Origin of the sequence: Pseudomonas sp. Marseille-Q5117, assembly GCF_946901175.1 — a bacterium.
Classification (GTDB): domain Bacteria; phylum Pseudomonadota; class Gammaproteobacteria; order Pseudomonadales; family Pseudomonadaceae; genus Aquipseudomonas; species Aquipseudomonas iranensis.
Genome location: NZ_CAMPPP010000003.1, coordinates 63,894 through 80,526, shown reverse-complemented (window position 1 = coordinate 80,526; position 16,633 = coordinate 63,894). Strand labels below are relative to the sequence as shown.

20 protein-coding genes are annotated in these 16,633 nt (G+C 60.9%); 8 read left to right on the top strand and 12 right to left on the bottom strand.

Annotated elements, in window-relative coordinates:
• Positions 1–22 precede the first annotated feature (22 nt).
• The 4 genes from rsmD to OC605_RS06200 all read right to left on the bottom strand — a co-directional run bounded on the left by rsmD (position 23) and on the right by OC605_RS06200 (position 3,821).
• Positions 23–637 (bottom strand): 16S rRNA (guanine(966)-N(2))-methyltransferase RsmD, encoded by a 615-nt coding sequence (gene rsmD, locus OC605_RS06215; protein WP_016772711.1) that lies wholly within the window; start codon positions 635–637, stop codon positions 23–25.
• Positions 637–2,127: a M16 family metallopeptidase gene (locus OC605_RS06210; RefSeq protein ID WP_262136515.1), complete on the bottom strand. Its 1,491-nt coding sequence runs from the start codon at positions 2,125–2,127 to the stop codon at positions 637–639. The genes rsmD and OC605_RS06210 overlap by 1 nt, the downstream gene beginning before the upstream one ends.
• On the bottom strand, positions 2,120–3,475 hold the full coding sequence (locus OC605_RS06205; RefSeq protein ID WP_262136514.1) for a M16 family metallopeptidase: 1,356 nt from the start codon (positions 3,473–3,475) through the stop codon (positions 2,120–2,122). Before OC605_RS06205 ends, OC605_RS06210 begins: the two co-directional genes overlap by 8 nt.
• A 151-nt stretch (positions 3,476–3,626) precedes the next feature.
• Positions 3,627–3,821, bottom strand: a complete 195-nt coding sequence (locus OC605_RS06200; protein WP_016772713.1) for a hypothetical protein — start codon at positions 3,819–3,821, stop codon at positions 3,627–3,629.
• Here OC605_RS06200 and ftsY point away from each other — a divergent pair.
• From ftsY to rpoH, 4 genes are all read left to right on the top strand, one after another.
• Complete coding sequence (gene ftsY / locus OC605_RS06195; RefSeq protein ID WP_130926538.1) at positions 3,820–5,304, top strand: signal recognition particle-docking protein FtsY; 1,485 nt, start codon at positions 3,820–3,822, stop codon at positions 5,302–5,304. The genes OC605_RS06200 and ftsY overlap by 2 nt on opposite strands.
• On the top strand, positions 5,301–5,972 hold the full coding sequence (ftsE, locus tag OC605_RS06190; RefSeq protein WP_262136513.1) for a cell division ATP-binding protein FtsE: 672 nt from the start codon (positions 5,301–5,303) through the stop codon (positions 5,970–5,972). The genes ftsY and ftsE overlap by 4 nt, the downstream gene beginning before the upstream one ends.
• The gene (ftsX, locus tag OC605_RS06185) at positions 5,969–6,994 is read left to right on the top strand and encodes a permease-like cell division protein FtsX (protein WP_016772716.1); all 1,026 of its coding nucleotides are present in this window, start codon (positions 5,969–5,971) and stop codon (positions 6,992–6,994) included. The genes ftsE and ftsX overlap by 4 nt, the downstream gene beginning before the upstream one ends.
• Before the next feature lie 115 nt (positions 6,995–7,109).
• On the top strand, positions 7,110–7,964 hold the full coding sequence (rpoH, locus tag OC605_RS06180) for an RNA polymerase sigma factor RpoH (RefSeq protein ID WP_016772717.1): 855 nt from the start codon (positions 7,110–7,112) through the stop codon (positions 7,962–7,964).
• 179 nt (positions 7,965–8,143) lie between these two features.
• On the opposite strand, the gene mtgA is transcribed toward rpoH, so the two are convergent.
• Complete coding sequence (mtgA, locus tag OC605_RS06175; RefSeq protein WP_186569318.1) at positions 8,144–8,866, bottom strand: monofunctional biosynthetic peptidoglycan transglycosylase; 723 nt, start codon at positions 8,864–8,866, stop codon at positions 8,144–8,146.
• A gap of 74 nt (positions 8,867–8,940) precedes the next feature.
• Here mtgA and OC605_RS06170 point away from each other — a divergent pair, with 74 nt between their 5' ends.
• The 4 genes from OC605_RS06170 (at position 8,941) to trmB (ending at position 11,285) form a co-directional block, all read left to right on the top strand.
• Complete coding sequence (locus OC605_RS06170) at positions 8,941–9,312, top strand: DUF423 domain-containing protein (RefSeq protein WP_262136512.1); 372 nt, start codon at positions 8,941–8,943, stop codon at positions 9,310–9,312.
• Between the two features lie 181 nt (positions 9,313–9,493).
• Positions 9,494–9,694 (top strand): sulfur carrier protein ThiS, encoded by a 201-nt coding sequence (thiS, locus tag OC605_RS06165; RefSeq protein ID WP_038861193.1) that lies wholly within the window; start codon positions 9,494–9,496, stop codon positions 9,692–9,694.
• 61 nt (positions 9,695–9,755) lie between these two features.
• Entirely contained in the window at positions 9,756–10,550 is a 795-nt protein-coding gene (locus OC605_RS06160; RefSeq protein ID WP_130899347.1) for a thiazole synthase, read from the top strand.
• 9 nt (positions 10,551–10,559) lie between these two features.
• Positions 10,560–11,285, top strand: coding sequence for a tRNA (guanosine(46)-N7)-methyltransferase TrmB (gene trmB, locus OC605_RS06155; RefSeq protein ID WP_024014663.1), 726 nt, complete (start codon positions 10,560–10,562; stop codon positions 11,283–11,285).
• Positions 11,286–11,414: 129 nt separating this feature from the next.
• Here the strand turns inward: trmB and OC605_RS06150 are convergent, their stop codons facing one another.
• From OC605_RS06150 to OC605_RS06120, 7 genes are all read right to left on the bottom strand, one after another.
• On the bottom strand, positions 11,415–11,963 hold the full coding sequence (locus OC605_RS06150; RefSeq protein WP_262136511.1) for an RNA 2'-phosphotransferase: 549 nt from the start codon (positions 11,961–11,963) through the stop codon (positions 11,415–11,417).
• A 139-nt stretch (positions 11,964–12,102) separates the two neighbouring features.
• Positions 12,103–12,426 carry a DUF3392 domain-containing protein gene (locus OC605_RS06145; RefSeq protein WP_008083808.1) on the bottom strand — a complete coding sequence of 108 codons (324 nt, stop codon included), beginning with the start codon at positions 12,424–12,426 and terminating at the stop codon, positions 12,103–12,105.
• A 22-nt stretch (positions 12,427–12,448) separates the two neighbouring features.
• Complete coding sequence (gene hemW, locus OC605_RS06140) at positions 12,449–13,654, bottom strand: radical SAM family heme chaperone HemW (protein WP_122748360.1); 1,206 nt, start codon at positions 13,652–13,654, stop codon at positions 12,449–12,451.
• Entirely contained in the window at positions 13,651–14,247 is a 597-nt protein-coding gene (gene rdgB, locus OC605_RS06135) for an RdgB/HAM1 family non-canonical purine NTP pyrophosphatase (RefSeq protein WP_024014661.1), read from the bottom strand. Before rdgB ends, hemW begins: the two co-directional genes overlap by 4 nt.
• The gene (locus OC605_RS06130) at positions 14,244–14,678 is read right to left on the bottom strand and encodes a DUF4426 domain-containing protein (protein ID WP_262136510.1); all 435 of its coding nucleotides are present in this window, start codon (positions 14,676–14,678) and stop codon (positions 14,244–14,246) included. Before OC605_RS06130 ends, rdgB begins: the two co-directional genes overlap by 4 nt.
• Before the next feature lie 26 nt (positions 14,679–14,704).
• Positions 14,705–15,325, bottom strand: a complete 621-nt coding sequence (metW, locus tag OC605_RS06125) for a methionine biosynthesis protein MetW (protein ID WP_024014659.1) — start codon at positions 15,323–15,325, stop codon at positions 14,705–14,707.
• A 7-nt stretch (positions 15,326–15,332) separates the two neighbouring features.
• Positions 15,333–16,472, bottom strand: coding sequence for a homoserine O-acetyltransferase (locus OC605_RS06120; RefSeq protein ID WP_262136509.1), 1,140 nt, complete (start codon positions 16,470–16,472; stop codon positions 15,333–15,335).
• Positions 16,473–16,633 lie beyond the last annotated feature (161 nt).

Here is a 16,633-nt window from a genome sequence, read left to right as displayed (position 1 = left end):
CCGCAGGTTGCTTGCGACCTTGTCAGCCGGCGATGTCCGCCGTGCGCTGCCACAGCGCGTAAAAAACCCGACCGGATTTCTGTTCACGATGCAGACGCCAGTTGCCCGGCAGGCCCAGCGTCGATGGCGCTGTTTCGCTTTCAGTGTAGATCCACGAATCGGCCGCCAGCCATTGGCGCTCTTCCAGCAAAGTACAAACCGCTGGCAACAGGTTCTGGTTGAACGGCGGGTCGAGGAACACCAGATCGAACGGCGTCGCGGTCTGGGTTTCCAGGTAGCGCAGCGCGTCGGCGGTTTGCACTTGGCCGTTGCTGCAACGCAGGGTGCCGAGGTGTTCTTTCAGGCTGGAAACCGCAACGTTGCTGGCGTCCAGCGCCTGGGCCGTGGCCGCGCCACGGGACAGCGCTTCGAGAAACAGCGCGCCGCTGCCAGCGAACGGGTCGAGCACTTTTGCCCCTTCGACATACGGCGCGAGCCAGTTGAACAAGGTTTCACGCACGCGATCCGGGGTCGGGCGCAGGCCCGGTGCGTCGGGGAAGCTCAGCTTGCGGCTGCGCCACTGGCCGCCAATGATGCGCAGCTGGTTCACGCCGTTGTGCACGTTTTGCACAGGTTTTTTCGGTGCTCGAGTGGCCATTAATGCTCCGGAACCCCGAGCGGTTGCTCGGCAGGTTTATCAGATGGGGCCGGTAACGGCTTTTGCGGCACGGTCGGGCCAGCGGTGACGATGACCATTTTCTCCGTGCTCAGGTGTTTGTTCAGCGCATCGCGCACTCGCTCCACAGTCAGGCTCTGCGACTGCCGCATGAAATCGTCGAGATAGCTCAGTGGCAGATTATAGAAGCCCATCGCGCCCAATTGGCCAACGATGTCGGCGTTGCTCGCGGTGGACAGCGGGAAGCTGCCGGCCAGTTCGCGCTTGGCATCGTCGAGTTCTTTCTGCGTCGGCCCGGTTTTCAGGTAGTCGGCGAGCACGTCCTGCACCAGTTTCAGGGTGCCTTCGCTCATCTCGGCGCGGGTCTGCAGGTTGATCATGAACGGGCCACGGGCCTGCATCGGACTGAACGCCGAATACACGCCGTAGGTCAGGCCACGCTTCTCGCGCACTTCGCTCATCAGGCGCGTACCGAAACCACCGCCGCCGAGGATCTGATTGCCCAGCGACAGCGCGGCGTAATCCGGATCGTCGCGATGGATGCCCAGTTGCGCGAGCATCAGGTTGGTCTGTTTCGACGGAAACTCGATGTGGTTGACGCTGGCCTTCGGTTCCTGCGGTGCGGCGATTTTCGCCAGTGCCGGGCCTTTCGGCAGGGCAGAGGAGACCTGATTGGCGATCGCCTCGGCTTCGGCTCGCGACAGGTCGCCGACCAGTGCAATCACAGCGTTGCCTGCGGCGTAGGCCTTGGCATGGAACTCGCGCAATTGCGCGACCGTGATCTTCGGCACGCTCTGCGCATTGCCATCGCTGGAATGCGCGTATGGGTGATCGCCGTACAAACGCTTCATCAGCTCCAGGCTGGCGAGTTTGCCGGGGTTCTGTTTCTGGTACTCGAAACCGGCGAGCAGCTGGTTCTTGATGCGCGCGAAGGAGTCGGCGGGGAAGGTTGGTTTGCCGACCACATCGGCGAATAGCTTCAACGCTGGTTCACGCTGCTCAGGTGCGCTCAGACTGCGCAGCGAAGCCAGCGCCATGTCCTTGAACGCACCGTTGCCGAAGTCGGCGCCGAGGCTTTCAAAGCCTTGAGCGATGGCGCCGACGTCTTTGCCAGCAATGCCTTCGTTGAGCATGGCGTTGGTCAGCACCGCGAGGCCGGGGACGTTGCCATCCTGGCTGCTGCCAGCGGCGAAGATCAGGCGCATGTCGAACATCGGCAACTCATGGGCTTCGACGAACAGCACTTTCGCGCCTTCAGCGGTGTTCCAGGTCTGTACGTCGAGCTTGCGGCTGGCCGGAGCCTTGCCGTCGAGTTCGGCCAGCGATTGCAGTTTCTGGCTGGACTTGGCGTTATCCAGTGCTTCGCTGGCCTTGCTGTCAGCGCTTGGCGACAAATAAACCGCTGCCGAGCCGATCACTGCGACAGCAATCAGGCCAAGCAGCATCAGGCGTGGGGTTTTGCGCTCACTCATGAGTCGTCTCCATTGGCAGGACGTGGGCGACGCTGAGACGTTCGCGGGTGAAATACTTTTTCGCGGCGTTCTGGATGTCTTGCGGGGTCACGCTCTCCAGATCGGCCAGTTCGGTGTCCATCAGTTTCCACGACAGGCCGACCGTTTCCAGTTGACCGATCGCGGTGGCCTGGCTGGTGATCGAATCACGCTCGTAGACCAGGCCGGCGATGACTTGAGCGCGGACGCGTTCCAGCTCTTCGGCAGACGGCGCGGTGGTTTTCAGTTGCTCAAGCAGTTTCCACAAGCCGGCTTCGGCCTGGGCGATAATCTTTTTCTTCTGCGTATTCGGCGTGGCCGACAGGGTGAACAGGCTGTCGCCACGGGTGTAGGCGTCATAGTCCGACGAGCCGCCAGAGACCAGCTCTTCGCCGCGTTCCAGTTGCGCCGGGATGCGTCCGCTGTAGCCGCCGTCGAGCAGCGCCGAGATCAGGCGCAAGGCGTTGACCGAGCGTTTGTCTTCAGCGGTTGCAATGCTCGGCACGTTGAAGCCAAGCATCAGGCTCGGCAGTTGGGTCTGCACGCGCAGGGTGATCTGGCGTTCGCCGGGCTCGGCCAGTTCCAGCGGTTTTTTCGCCGGTGGCACGTCGCGTTTGGCGACCGGGCCGAAATAACGCTGGGCGAGGGTTTTCACTTCGTCCGGAGTGACGTCACCGACCACCACCAGCGTGGCGTTGTTCGGCGCGTACCAGGATTGATACCAGTGGCGCAGTTCCTCGACTTTCATACGGTCGAGGTCAGCCATCCAGCCGATGGTCGGCGTGTGATAACCGCTGGCCGGGTAGGCCATGGCCTTGTAGCGCTCGTAAGCCTTGGACATCGGCTTGTCATCGGTGCGCAGGCGGCGCTCTTCCTTGATGACTTCGATTTCCTTGGCAAACTCGTCGGCCGGCAGGCGCAGGTTGGCCATGCGGTCGGCTTCCAGCTCGAAGGCCACGCCGAGGCGATCGCGAGCCAGCACCTGGTAATAAGCAGTGAAGTCGTCGCTGGTAAAGGCGTTCTCTTCGGCGCCAAGGTCGCGCAGGATCAGCGAAGCTTCGCCGGGGCCGACTTTTTCGCTGCCCTTGAACATCATGTGCTCGAGCGCGTGGGACAGACCAGTCTGGCCCGGAGTCTCGTAGCTGGAGCCGACCTTGTACCAGATCTGCGAAACGACCACCGGCGCACGATGGTCTTCGCGCACGACGACCTTGAGGCCGTTGTCGAGGGTGAATTCATGGGTCGGTTGCGGGTCGGCCGCCAGGGCCGAAAGGGGCAGGCAGACTGCGCTGAGCAGCAGGCCAGCAGCGCGGCGGGCAAGAGCATTCATTCGTTTTTCAACCTGTTGGGCTGCCCGCTTGGTCTTAGCGTCGGCGGGCGAGAGGGTGCTAGGATACTGATCCGTTTTACTGGCGGCCACGCCTATCAGGTTTCGATACCCGGTCAGGCTGTATGGGTTTGTCGCGGATAGCAGCAGTTTTTCATCTGTACTGCGCGTTTTCGCCGACGATGCCGCTCCAGTCCTTCGTGTTAATTGAAGTTTGAGGTGCCTTCGGTGCCTCGACAAAATGTTGCGCGTGAACAAGCTGGGTGAAACACAGTCTGTTCTGCATCGAATATTTATTTGCCGGGGCGCCCTGTTGGCGCGTCGCTACCGTGAGATAGCCGTCCTCCATGTTTGGTTCCAACGACGACAAGAAGAGCCCAGCTGCGGCTGGCGAGAAGAAAAGCCTGTTCGGATGGCTGCGGAAGAAACCGCAGGAACCCGTCGTCGAACAGCCGCCCGCGATTCCTGAGCCGGCCCCCGCGCCAGCACCTGTAATAGAAGAAGAGCCGGCGCCGATTGTGCTGCCGATCGCCGAGCCGGTGCTGCAACCGGAGGTTGACGCCGAGCCCGAAACGCCGGCCGCTGCCGAGTTGCCGCTGACGCCCGCCGCCGAGCCGTGGCTGACCCTGCCAGTGGCAGAAGAACCGGTCGCGCTGGTTGAAGAAGCAGCGCCGCATGTGACGCCAGTGATTCCTGCGCCGGTTGCCGAAGTGGCTGCGCAGCCTGTGCCTGAGCCGGTTGTCGCGCCAGCGCCGATCATTTCTGAACCCGCCGCCCCGGTTGTTCCGCCGTCCGAGCCTGAGCCCGCACCGCTTGCCGCTGCGCCGGTTATCACTCCGATCGTGCCGGTCGAAGCACCTGTAGAAGCGCCCGTCGAAACCCCGCGCACCGAAGAAACCAAAGCCGGCTTCTTCGCCCGTCTCAAGCAAGGCCTGTCGAAGACCAGCGCCAGCATCGGCGAGGGCATGGCCAGCCTGTTCCTCGGGCGCAAGACCATCGATGATGACCTGCTCGACGACCTCGAAACCCGCCTGCTCACCGCCGACGTCGGCGTTGAAGCCACTACGCAGATCATCCAGCGCCTGACCCAGAAGGTCGCACGTAAGGAGCTGGCCGACGCCGACGCCCTGTACAAATCTCTGCAGGCCGAATTGGCAGCGATGCTCAAACCGGTTGAACAGCCACTGAAAATCGCCTCGCAGAACAAGCCTTTCGTGATCCTGGTGGTCGGCGTCAACGGCGCCGGCAAAACCACCACCATCGGCAAACTGGCGAAGAAGCTGCAACTGGAAGGCAAGAAAGTCATGCTCGCCGCTGGTGACACCTTCCGTGCTGCGGCGGTAGAACAATTGCAGGTATGGGGCGAGCGCAACAAGATTCCGGTGATCGCCCAGCACACCGGCGCTGATTCCGCTTCGGTGATCTTCGACGCAGTGCAAGCGGCCAAGGCCCGTGGCATCGATGTGCTGATTGCTGACACCGCCGGTCGCCTGCATACCAAAGACAACCTGATGGAAGAGCTGAAAAAGGTTCGCCGGGTGATCGGCAAGCTCGACGCCGACGCGCCGCACGAAGTGCTGCTGGTGCTCGACGCCGGCACTGGCCAGAACGCCATCAACCAGGCCAAGCAGTTCAACCAGACCGTCGAACTGACCGGCCTGGCCCTGACCAAACTCGACGGCACCGCCAAGGGCGGGGTGATTTTCGCCCTGGCCAAGCAATTCGGCTTGCCGATTCGCTACATCGGCGTCGGTGAAGGCATCGACGATTTGCGCACCTTTGAAGCCGAACCCTTTGTCCAGGCACTGTTTGCCGAGCGGGAGCGTTCATGATTCGTTTCGAACAGGTCGGTAAACGCTACCCGAACGGTCACGTCGGCTTGCATGAGCTGAGCTTTCGAGTCCGTCGTGGCGAGTTCTTGTTTGTCACCGGTCACTCCGGTGCCGGTAAATCCACGCTGTTGCGCCTGTTGCTGGCGATGGAGCGGCCGACCAGCGGCAAATTGCTGCTCGCCGGGCAAGACCTGAGCACCATCAGCAACGCGCAGATTCCGTTCCTGCGCCGACAGATCGGCGTGGTGTTCCAGAATCACCAGTTGCTGTTCGATCGTACAGTGTTCAACAACGTCGCCTTGCCGCTGCAGATCCTCGGCCTGTCCAAGGTCGAGATCGCCAAGCGCGTCGATTCGGCGCTGGAGCGCGTGGCGCTGTCGGACAAATCCGATCTGTACCCGGGCGATCTGTCCACCGGTCAACAACAGCGCGTCGGCATTGCCCGCGCCATCGTCCATCGCCCGGCCTTGCTGCTGGCGGACGAACCGACCGGTAACCTCGACCCGCGTCTGGCGGCGGAGATCATGGGCGCGTTCGAAGACATCAACCGTTTGGGCACCAGCGTGCTGATCGCCAGTCACGACCTGGCACTGATCGCGCGCATGCGTCATCGCATGCTGACCCTGCAACGCGGCCGCCTGATCGGCGACGGGGAGGCCGGGGTATGAGTGCGACACGCAGTCCGAAGGTTTCCGAGCGCGTGGCCCCGAAGGCCGCCGATCCGCAACCGCAGAAAAAGAAAAAGCACGACGATGACGACGGCCCGGACTTCGCCACGCTGTTTCGCGCCTGGATCGAAAGCCATCGCGCCAGCCTGCTCGACAGCCTGCGCCGTCTCGGCAAACAGCCGATCGGCAGCTTCTTCACCTGCATGGTGATGGCTGTGGCGTTGAGTCTGCCGATGGGGCTGTCGCTGTTGCTCAATAACGTCGAACGTCTCGGCGGTTCCTGGCAGCGCGCGGCGCAGATTTCACTGTACTTGCAACTCGACGCCAGCCCGGAGCAGGGTGAAGCACTGCGTGAGCAGATCAAAGGCATGCCCGGCGTCGCTGATGCCGAATATGTCGGCCGCGATCAGGCGCTGGAAGAGTTCCAGCAGCAGTCCGGCCTGGGCGAGGCCCTGCGTGAGCTGCCTGACAACCCTTTGCCGGGTGTGGTGCTGGTGACACCGAACGAAGTCGACAAGCCGACACTCGAAGCATTAAGACAAAAACTTTCCGAGCTGCCGAAGGTACAACAGGCGCAACTTGATCTAGTCTGGGTCGAGCGTCTGGCCGCCATCCTCAAGCTTGGCGACCGCTTTGTCTTCGGTCTGACGGTGTTGTTGGTGTCTGCATTACTTTTGGTGATAGGCAATACTATTCGTCTTCATATTGAAAACCGCCGCACCGAGATAGAAGTGATTAAACTCGTCGGCGGCACTGACAGTTATGTGCGCCGCCCTTTCCTGTATATGGGCGCGTTGTATGGCTTCGGTGCAGGGCTGTTGTCCTGGGGTGTATTGGCGTTTGGCCTCAACTGGCTGAACGATGCGGTGGTCGGACTGGCCGGTTTGTACGGCAGTGATTTCGCCCTGGCCGGCGTGCCAGTGGCCGACGGTCTGTCGCTCTTGCTTGGCGCGGTGCTGTTGGGTTATATCGGTGCATGGATTGCAGTCGCACGTCATCTCAGGGAGCTGGCGCCGAAGTAGAATCTTTTTTGCGCGTGATTGACCTTGCGGTTTTTATGGGAACTTGTACCTGAGTTCCCGGTCAATTTTTCGCAGTGCCGAGAGGCACGAGTATGTGAGTGGGAGGTTTTTTCGTATGACCAATTCTTTGCAACCTGCGTATGCGCTGGTTCCGGGTGCGAACCTGGAAGCCTATGTGCACACCGTCAACAGCATTCCATTGCTGACGCCGGAGCAGGAGCGTGAACTGGCCGAGAGTCTCTACTATGAGCAGGATTTGGGGGCGGCTCGGCAGATGGTGCTCGCCCACCTGCGTTTTGTCGTACACATTGCCCGTAGCTATTCCGGCTACGGTCTGGCTCAGGCTGACCTGATCCAGGAAGGCAACGTCGGCCTGATGAAGGCCGTCAAGCGCTTCAACCCGGAAATGGGCGTGCGTCTGGTGTCGTTCGCCGTGCACTGGATCAAGGCGGAAATTCACGAGTTCATCCTGCGCAACTGGCGCATTGTGAAAGTCGCGACCACCAAGGCCCAGCGCAAGCTGTTCTTCAACCTGCGCAGCCAGAAGAAGCGTCTGGCGTGGCTGAACAACGAGGAAGTCCACCGTGTGGCGGAAAGCCTTGGCGTCGAACCACGTGAAGTGCGCGAGATGGAAAGCCGCCTGACCGGCCACGACATGGCCTTCGACCCGGCTGCCGAAGCCGACGACGACAGCGCTTTCCAGTCGCCGGCCAACTATCTGGAAGACCACCGGTACGACCCGGCCCGTCAACTGGAAGATGCCGACTGGAGCGACAACTCGAACACCAACCTGCACGAAGCACTGGAAGTGCTGGACGAGCGTAGCCGCGACATCCTCTACCAGCGCTGGCTGGCAGAAGAGAAAGCCACGCTGCACGACCTGGCGCAGAAGTACAACGTGTCGGCCGAGCGAATCCGTCAGCTCGAAAAGAGCGCGATGAACAAGCTCAAGTTGTCGATCGCCGCGTAACCGGCGCATCAGCAATAAAAAACGCCCCGATCAGCGATGATCGGGGCGTTTTTATTTCTGTTTCAACACCAATCCCTGTGGGAGCGAGCCTGCTCGCGAATGCGGTTTATCAGTCACATCAACACAGGCTGACACACCGCTTTCGCGAGCAGGCTCGCTCCCGCATTGGTATTCCGGTGTTATTCAGCCCAAGGCGCCCGTCGCGAATCATTCAGCCCGAGCAAGTAACTGTCCCCGCCCAACTGACTCATCTGCTGCCGAATCCACCCGGCACGGCGCGATACATAACCGGTCGGATGACTCGCGCTCCACACCCGTGGATTGGGCAGTACCGCCGCCAGATAACTCGCCTGCTGGCGCGACAATGACTTCGCGCTCACGCCAAAGTGGTGGCGGGCCGCCGCTTCAGCGCCAAATACGCCGTCATCCCATTCGACGCTGTTCAGGTACACCTCAAGAATCCGCTGCTTGGGCCAGAACACCTCGATCAGCGCGGTAAACCACGCTTCCAGGCCTTTGCGCAGATAGCTGCGGCCGGACCAGAGAAAGAGGTTTTTCGACACCTGTTGGCTCAAGGTGCTGGCACCGCGAATCGAACCGCCCAGTTCGTTGTGGGCCAGAGCGGCCTGTATTGCGCGCAGATCGAAACCCCAGTGCTCGGGGAATTTCTGGTCTTCGCCAGCAATTACCGCCACTTTCAGGTCATCGGAGATTTCGCCCCACGGTTTCCAGGTGCGCTGCAGGTCAATCGGCTCGCCGTCGACCCAGGATTCGACCTTGCGCTCGACCATCAGCGCCGTGCCTGGCGGTGGCACGAAGCGAAACACCAGCACCAGCAAGACACTGCCGCCGGCGAACCAGAGTAGAGCCTTCATGAGACGACGGAAAATTGAACGCAGCATAGAGATGGCTTGGCCGAACCCGTGGAGCGGGCCATTATACAGACCCTGCCGATGGCGTCTGACTGGAGTTCCCCATGCTGCGTGGCTTTTTGATGATGGCCGCTTTTTTCGGATTCACCGGTGTTGCGCTCGGTGCGTTCGCCGCCCACGGCCTGAAAAACCGTCTGACCCCGGAATACCTGACGATTTTCCACACCGGCGTCACCTACCAATTGGTGCACACACTCGCGCTGTTCGGCGTTGCGCTGCTGGCCACGCAGATTCAAGGGCGGCTGGTCACTTGGGCCGGCGTGTCCTTCACCGTCGGCATTGTATTGTTCTCCGGCAGCCTGTATCTGCTGACCATGACCGGCATCAGCAAACTCGGCATCATCACGCCGTTTGGTGGCCTCGCGTTTCTCATCGGTTGGGTTTGCCTCGGCCTCGCCGCCTGGCGCCTATCCTGAATCTGACGCTCCCTCCTGTAGGAGCTGCCGAAGGCTGCGATCTTTTGATTTTGTTTTTCAAGATCAAAAGATCGCAGCCTTCGGCAGCTCCTACACGGACGTGTTTCAAGACGAATGGCTTGGGTCAGCCTGATTGATCGGGCTAGAATGCCAGCCCCTAAAAATGATGGCGGCGTTGTGCATGCGCATTCAGTTGAACGGTGAGTCCTTTGAATTGCCCGACGGTGAAACCGTTGCGGGCCTGATCACCCGTCTGGATCTGGCCGGACGTCGCGTGGCGGTCGAGCTCAATCTGGACATCGTCCCGCGCAGCCAGCATGCCGACACCACATTGAACGACGGCGACAACGTCGAAGTGGTCCACGCCATCGGCGGCGGCTGATTGTCCCGGCCCGCAAGGGCACAGAATTCTGCAAGACCCTCACCCTTAAAGAGGATTCCCCATGAGCATCGTTCGTAGCGACAAGCCTTTTGTGCTGGCCGGTCGTACTTACCAGTCGCGTTTGCTGGTCGGTACCGGCAAGTACCGTGACATGGAAGAAACCCGCCAGGCCATCGAAGCCTCGGGTGCCGAAATCGTCACCTTCGCCGTACGCCGCACCAACCTGGGCCAGATCGAAGGCGAGCCGAACCTGCTCGAAGTGCTGTCGCCGGAGCGCTACACCTTCCTGCCGAACACTGCCGGTTGCTACGACGCCATCGAAGCCGTTCGCACCTGCCGCCTCGCGCGTGAACTGCTCGACGGCCACAATCTGGTGAAGCTGGAAGTGCTGGCCGACCAGAAAACCCTGTTCCCCAACGTGATCGAAACCCTCAAGGCCGCCGAAACCCTGGTCAAGGAAGGCTTCGACGTGATGGTCTACACCAGCGATGACCCGATCATCGCCCGGCAACTGGCGGAAATCGGTTGCATCGCCGTGATGCCGCTGGCCGGTCTGATCGGCTCCGGTCTGGGTATCTGTAATCCGTACAACCTGCAGATCATCCTCGAAGAAGCCAGGATCCCGGTGCTGGTGGATGCCGGTGTCGGTACCGCTTCCGACGCGACCATCGCGATGGAGCTGGGTTGCGACGCCGTACTGATGAACTCGGCCATCGCCCACGCCCAGCAACCGGTGATGATGGCGCAAGCCATGCAGCACGCCATCGTTGCCGGTCGCCTGGCGTACCTCGCCGGCCGCATGCCGAAAAAACTCTATGCCAGCGCCTCTTCGCCGCTGGATGGTCTGATCAAGTAAGAGCCATTGATGACTGAATCGAACGACACGCCTGTCCAGCCGGACGAAGGCGACGAGCGCCAACACCGCCGCATCAAGAGTTTCGTGATGCGCGCCGGGCGCATGACCGAAGGCCAGCAACGCGGCCTGGACCAGGGCGCGCCGCTGTATGTGCTGCCGCTGGCCGATGCGCCGGTCGATTACGACCAGGTGTTCGGCCGCTCGGCGCCGCGCTCGCTGGAAATCGGTTTCGGCATGGGCCACTCGCTGCTGGAAATGGCCGCTGCTGCTCCAGAGCAGGATTTCATCGGTGTTGAAGTGCACCGTCCGGGTGTTGGCGCGCTGCTCAATGGCGTGTTGACCCAAGGGCTGACCAACCTGCGGGTCTACGATTGCGACGCGATCGAAGTGCTCAACCGCTGCATCGCCGACAACAGCCTCGATCGCCTGATGCTGTTTTTCCCGGATCCGTGGCACAAAAGCCGCCACCACAAGCGCCGCATCGTCCAGGCCTCGTTCGCTGAACTGGTGCGCAGCAAGTTGAAGGTCGGTGGCATTCTGCACATGGCCACCGACTGGGAACCGTACGCCGAGTACATGCTGGAAGTGATGAACGTCGCCCCGGGCTACCGCAACCTCGCCGAAGACGGCAAATGCGTCCCGCGCCCGGCCGAACGCCCGATCACCAAGTTCGAACGCCGTGGCGAACGCCTTGGCCATGGCGTGTGGGATCTGAAGTTCGAAAAGATCGCTTAAGCATCACGCAATAAAAACTGTGGGAGCGAGCCTGCTCGCGAAAGCGGTCTGACAATCAACGATGATGTTGGATGTTAAGACGCCTTCGCGAGCAGGCTCGCTCCCACAATTGTTTTGTGTATGAGGAGATTACAGGCGGGCAAGAAATCGAGCGGGCACCTGCTCTGTCAACCAGACGCCATTTTCGGCCTGATAAAACTTGAAGCCCTGTTCTTCCATCTGCTTCGCGGCAACCTTCAGAACGACTGGCGTTCCGTAGCGTTGACCCACGGCCGACGCGGTGGCGATCTCATCGGACAGATGCACCTGATGGCGTTGTCCTGGAATCAAGCCTTGTTCGTGGATCGAGTCGAGAAAACGCGTCGCTGTTCCGTGGTAGAGCGTTTGCGGTGGCTGTTTCTGCTCGAATTGCAGATCAACGCTTTTCGTCGAGTGGCCTTGAACAGCGCGTATACAGTGGCCATCAGCGGAAATCGTAAAACGCTTCTTGTCACTGCTGGTCACGACGTTTTCAATCAGCTCACGACTTAAATGTCTGCCATCACGCGCCGCGCCGCTGATCAGTGCGTCGATATTTGCCCAGCCATCCGAATCCAGCGTAAGACCAATCGCTTGAGGCTGGTGACGCAACACGAAGCTGAGAAATTTGCTCGTCTCATCCAGTAGTTTTTTACTCATGAACTTCCCTTTCATTGCAATCAACTGTGGGAGCGAGCCTGCTCGCGAAAGCGGTCTGACAATCAACGATGATGTTGGATGTCATGACGCCTTCGCGAGCAGGCTCGCTCACACATTTCGTTTTGGGGTGTTTGCGGGGTCAGCGGCGGTCGGCTACGACGCCGATCAGCACCAACACCACCAGCAGCACCGGCGCCAGGCTGTAGTTGTTGAACTGGCTCAGGCCTTTGATCACCCACGGCGTGGCGTAGATCAGCGCGGCGCCGCTGCCGATCAGGCAGAGCAGGGCCATCAGCGGCACGCGCAGGGCGCCGGCGATGCTGCCCAGGCGTTGCTCGACCCAGCCTTTGAAGTCAGCGCCGAACAGCACCAGCAGGCAACCGACCAGCGCCAAAGCGATTTCCGAGAGATTGCTGCGGCTCCAGCGGGAGACGGTGGCCAGCAGGTCGAGTATCAAATCCATGCGTTTTCCCTTTGAGCTGAAGTCAGTTCAGAAATTGTTGCAGCAAATCGTTGAGGAACAGCTGGCCGCGTTCGGTCGCCGCCAGGCGTGACGGTTCGACCTGCAACAGGCCGCTTTGTTCGGCCTCGCGCCGGCCTTCGGCGAGGGTCTCCAGCGACAGGCCGGTGCGCTCCGGATACAGGCGCGATTCGACCCCGGCGGTCAGGCGCAGGGCGTTCATCAGGAACTCGAAGGGCATCTCGTCATTGCTCAGCGATTTCTCGCCAGCCTGAAAGCTCTTCGCGGGATTCAGATAGTCCTTCGGCAAGCGGGTTTTCCATGTGCGCACGATGCGCCCGTCCGGATGACTCAGCTTGCCATGGGCACCGGCGCCGATGCCGATGAAATCGCCAAAACTCCAGTAATTGAGGTTATGCCGCGCCGGGCGACCGGCCTGGGCATACGCCGAAACTTCATACTGCGCGTAACCGTGCTCGGCCAGCAGCGCCTGACCGGCTTCCTGAATGTCCCACAGGGTGTCGTCTTCCGGCAGCACTGGCGGCTGGTTCCAGAACACCGTATTGGGCTCCAGCGTCAGTTGATACCAGGAAATGTGCGTCGGCTTCAGCGCAATGGCCTGGCGCAGATCGCTCAAGGCATCGTCCAGCGACTGATCGGGCAAACCGTGCATCAAGTCCAGGTTGAAGTTATCGAACCCGGCCTGCCGCGCCATGCCCGCCGCACGCACGGCTTCGTCACCGTTGTGGATGCGGCCGAGGGCCTCCAGCTTTTCTTGCTGAAAGCTCTGGATGCCGATCGACAGCCGATTGATCCCCAGCTTGCGATAGGCAACAAACTTCTCTTGCTCGAAGGTGCCTGGATTGGCCTCAAGGGTAATTTCGATGTCGGCGGCGAACGGGATGCGCTGCTCGACACCCTTCAACAACCGCCCGAGGGCTTCGGCGCTGAACAGGCTTGGCGTCCCGCCACCAAAGAAAATCGAGGTCAGCTCACGGCCATACACCGCATGCAGATCCTGGTCGAGATCGGCCAGCAGCGCGTCGACGTATTCCTGCTCAGGCAGCACCGGGCTGGCGGTGTGCGAGTTGAAATCGCAATACGGGCATTTGCGCACACACCACGGGATGTGGATGTACAGCGCCAGGGGCGGCAGGGTTGGCAGCGGTGCCCGAGGCGAGGACGCGGCGCCGCCGATGATCAGCGACGACGCGGAAGAATCAGTGGTCATTTCAAGCCCAGACGCTGGCGCAGCAGGTCCATTGCACGGGCGCGGTGGCTGATCTGGTTCTTGTCGGCCGGGCTCAGTTCGGCGCTGGAGCAGTCGCGCTCCGGCACCCAGAACAGTGGGTCATAACCGAAGCCGTGCTCGCCGCTGGCAGCGGTGAGGATGCGCCCGTGCCACAGGCCTTCGCAGAGGATCGGCAGCGGATCATCGGCGTGGCGCACCAGTGCCAATACACAGACGAACTGCGCGCCGCGCTCGGCTTGTGGCACGTCCTTGAGCGCATCGAGCAGTTTGGCGTTGTTCGCCGCATCGCCCTGGCCGTCGGCGTAACGCGCCGAATAGATGCCCGGCGCACCGCCAAGGAAATCCACTGCCAGTCCGGAGTCGTCGGCCAGTGCCGGCAGCCCGGAAATGCGCGCGGCATTGCGGGCCTTGAGGATCGCGTTCTCGACAAACGACAGGCCGGTTTCTTCCGGTTCGACCTTGCTCCACTCGCCAATCGAGCGCAGTTGCACCGAGTCGCCGAGCATGGCCTGGAGTTCTTTGAGTTTGCCGGCGTTATGGCTGGCCAGTACGAGCTGCTTGATGTTCATCATTCGCCGGGAAAGAGTTCTTGGTTGAAATTGATGGTGTCGATCTTGTCGCCGTTCTGCACCTTGATTTCAAAGGTGCGGGTTTCCTGCTGCGGCACCGGGTACTGGGCGATGTAGTAGATCGCGCCCTGTTCGGTGACCTGGCGGAATTTCAGCGGCACGCTGTTGCTGGTCAGGTCCTTGACCGTGCCGGTGACGCTGGCGATCAGCGGTTTGCCGTCCTTGACCACCGAGACGTTGATCACGCCCTGATTCTTGCTGCGGATCAGCTCGGCAGCCTTGGCGATGTCCGGTTGCAGGAACGTCGAGTTGAACGTGTTGTAGTGCACCGTGATGTCGCCGAAGGTTTCCTTGCGTTCACCTTTGATGACGTCCGCCGCCATGGCGCTGGCGCTCAGGCAGGCGGTGAATAACAGCAACGCTAGACGACTCATGTCCGTGCTCCTTCAAATGCCCAGGCTCAGACCGCGACTCGGTGGTCCGCCAACTGCGGACTGCTGACGCGGTAGATACCGATTTCACCTAACAGATTAGGCCATAGCTTACTGGCCCACCCGTGCCGGTGCTGTTGATCCACGGCAAGCCGATCAATGACCTTCGCATCACGTTCGCGGCACAGTTCTTCGAAGTCCTCGAAGGTGCAGAAGTGGATGTTCGGCGTGTTGTACCAGGTGTAGGGCAGGAATTCCGAGACCGGCATGCGGCCCTTGCTCGCCAGATACCAGCGGCAGCGCCAGTGGCCGAAGTTGGGGAAGGTGATGATGCACTGACGGCCGACCCGGAGCATTTCGTCGAGGATCTTGTCCGGGTAATGCACCGCTTGCAGGGCCTGGGTCATGACGACGATGTCGAAACTGTTGCTGGCAAAATTGCCCAGGCCTTTGTCCAGATCCTGCTCGATGACGTTGATGCCCTTGGCCACGCACTCGGCGATGTTGTCAGCGTCGTTTTCCAGGCCATAACCGGTGACGTTCTTGTTGTCGCGCAGCCAGGTCAGCAGCTCGCCGTCGCCACAACCGAGGTCGAGGACGCGGCTGCCAGCGGGGATCCATTCCTGGATGATTTCCAGATCAGCTCTCATGGCTTTCTCACAACGAAATGCGGTTCATGTAATTGCCGAACGCCTGCAAGTAACGCGGGATCGGAATCAGAAAGGCGTCGTGGCCCTGCGGTGCGTCAATTTCCAGATAACTGACGTCCTTGCGCGCGGCCATCAGCGCATCCACCAGCTCCCGCGAGCGCGCCGGGGAGAAGCGCCAGTCGGTGGTGAACGACATCACGCAGAACTTGGCCGTGGCGTTTTCGAAGGTTTTCGCCAGGTCATCGTCGAAGTTAGCCGCTGGATCGAAGTAATCCAGCGCTTTGGTCATCAACAGATAGGTGTTGGCATCGAAGCGCCCGGAGAACTCTTCGCCCTGATAACGCAGGTAGCTTTCGACCTGGAACTCGACACTGTGGAAGTCGTAGTTGAGCTTTTCGCTCTTCAGACCACGGCCGAATTTTTCGCCCATCGAGTCGTCGGACAGGTAGGTGATGTGGCCGACCATCCGCGCCAGCATCAGCCCGCGCTTGGGAATCACGCCGGCTTCCTGGAACGAACCACCGTGGAATTCCGGATCGGTGAGGATCGCCTGACGCGCGACTTCGTTGAAGGCGATGTTCTGCGCCGACAATTTAGGCGCCGAGGCGATCGCCAGGCAATGCCGCACGCGATTCGGGTAGGTGATGGTCCATTGCAGGGCCTGCATGCCGCCGAGGCTGCCGCCGATCACCGCTGCCCACTGGCCGATGCCGAGCAGGTCAGCCAGACGCGCCTGGCTGTGCACCCAGTCTTCCACGGTGAGCACCGGGAAATCGGCGCCGAACGGCTTGCCGGTTTCCGGGTTGACGCTGCTCGGGCCGGTGGAGCCGTTGCAGCCGCCGAGGTTGTTCAGGCTGACGACGAAGAACTTGTTGGTGTCGATCGGCTTGCCGGGGCCGATGCAACTGTCCCACCAACCGGGCTTGCGGTCGTCGACGCTGTGATAACCAGCGGCGTGATGATGACCGGACAGCGCGTGGCAGATCAGCACGGCGTTGCTCGCCTGGGCGTTCAGCGTGCCGTAGGTTTCATAAATCAGGTCATAAGCGGCCAGCGAACGGCCACAGGCCAGCGTCAGCGGTTCGCTGAAATGCGCGGTTTGCGGCGTTACCAGACCAACAGAATCGGCGGGAAAGGCAGTTGGCATCGACCCTGCTCTCGTTGAAATGAGGCGTAAGTCTAAAGACCGTGGGGGTTAGCGGCAAGCAACGATCAGGTCCGGCGTTTTCGCTTCGGATCGAGGTGCAGCCATTCGCGAGCAGGCTCGCTCCCACAGTTGAAATGCATTCCAATGTGGGAGCGAGCCTG

Excerpts from the sequence above, each read along its gene's own strand:
- OC605_RS06120 (WP_262136509.1), bottom strand. The coding sequence starts at position 16,472 with ATGCCAACTGCCTTTCCCGCCGATTCTGTTGGTCTGGTAACGCCGCAA.
- trmB (WP_024014663.1), top strand. The coding sequence starts at position 10,560 with ATGACTGAATCGAACGACACGCCTGTCCAGCCGGACGAAGGCGACGAG.
- ftsE (WP_262136513.1), top strand. The coding sequence starts at position 5,301 with ATGATTCGTTTCGAACAGGTCGGTAAACGCTACCCGAACGGTCACGTC.
- rpoH (WP_016772717.1), top strand. The coding sequence starts at position 7,110 with ATGACCAATTCTTTGCAACCTGCGTATGCGCTGGTTCCGGGTGCGAAC.
- rsmD (WP_016772711.1), bottom strand. The coding sequence starts at position 637 with ATGGCCACTCGAGCACCGAAAAAACCTGTGCAAAACGTGCACAACGGC.
- OC605_RS06200 (WP_016772713.1), bottom strand. The coding sequence starts at position 3,821 with ATGGAGGACGGCTATCTCACGGTAGCGACGCGCCAACAGGGCGCCCCG.
- OC605_RS06145 (WP_008083808.1), bottom strand. The coding sequence starts at position 12,426 with ATGGATTTGATACTCGACCTGCTGGCCACCGTCTCCCGCTGGAGCCGC.
- metW (WP_024014659.1), bottom strand. The coding sequence starts at position 15,325 with ATGAGAGCTGATCTGGAAATCATCCAGGAATGGATCCCCGCTGGCAGC.
- thiS (WP_038861193.1), top strand. The coding sequence starts at position 9,494 with ATGCGCATTCAGTTGAACGGTGAGTCCTTTGAATTGCCCGACGGTGAA.
- hemW (WP_122748360.1), bottom strand. The coding sequence starts at position 13,654 with ATGACCACTGATTCTTCCGCGTCGTCGCTGATCATCGGCGGCGCCGCG.
- ftsY (WP_130926538.1), top strand. The coding sequence starts at position 3,820 with ATGTTTGGTTCCAACGACGACAAGAAGAGCCCAGCTGCGGCTGGCGAG.
- ftsX (WP_016772716.1), top strand. The coding sequence starts at position 5,969 with ATGAGTGCGACACGCAGTCCGAAGGTTTCCGAGCGCGTGGCCCCGAAG.
- OC605_RS06205 (WP_262136514.1), bottom strand. The coding sequence starts at position 3,475 with ATGAATGCTCTTGCCCGCCGCGCTGCTGGCCTGCTGCTCAGCGCAGTC.
- OC605_RS06160 (WP_130899347.1), top strand. The coding sequence starts at position 9,756 with ATGAGCATCGTTCGTAGCGACAAGCCTTTTGTGCTGGCCGGTCGTACT.
- OC605_RS06130 (WP_262136510.1), bottom strand. The coding sequence starts at position 14,678 with ATGAGTCGTCTAGCGTTGCTGTTATTCACCGCCTGCCTGAGCGCCAGC.
- OC605_RS06210 (WP_262136515.1), bottom strand. The coding sequence starts at position 2,127 with ATGAGTGAGCGCAAAACCCCACGCCTGATGCTGCTTGGCCTGATTGCT.
- mtgA (WP_186569318.1), bottom strand. The coding sequence starts at position 8,866 with ATGCTGCGTTCAATTTTCCGTCGTCTCATGAAGGCTCTACTCTGGTTC.
- OC605_RS06170 (WP_262136512.1), top strand. The coding sequence starts at position 8,941 with ATGCTGCGTGGCTTTTTGATGATGGCCGCTTTTTTCGGATTCACCGGT.
- OC605_RS06150 (WP_262136511.1), bottom strand. The coding sequence starts at position 11,963 with ATGAGTAAAAAACTACTGGATGAGACGAGCAAATTTCTCAGCTTCGTG.
- rdgB (WP_024014661.1), bottom strand. The coding sequence starts at position 14,247 with ATGATGAACATCAAGCAGCTCGTACTGGCCAGCCATAACGCCGGCAAA.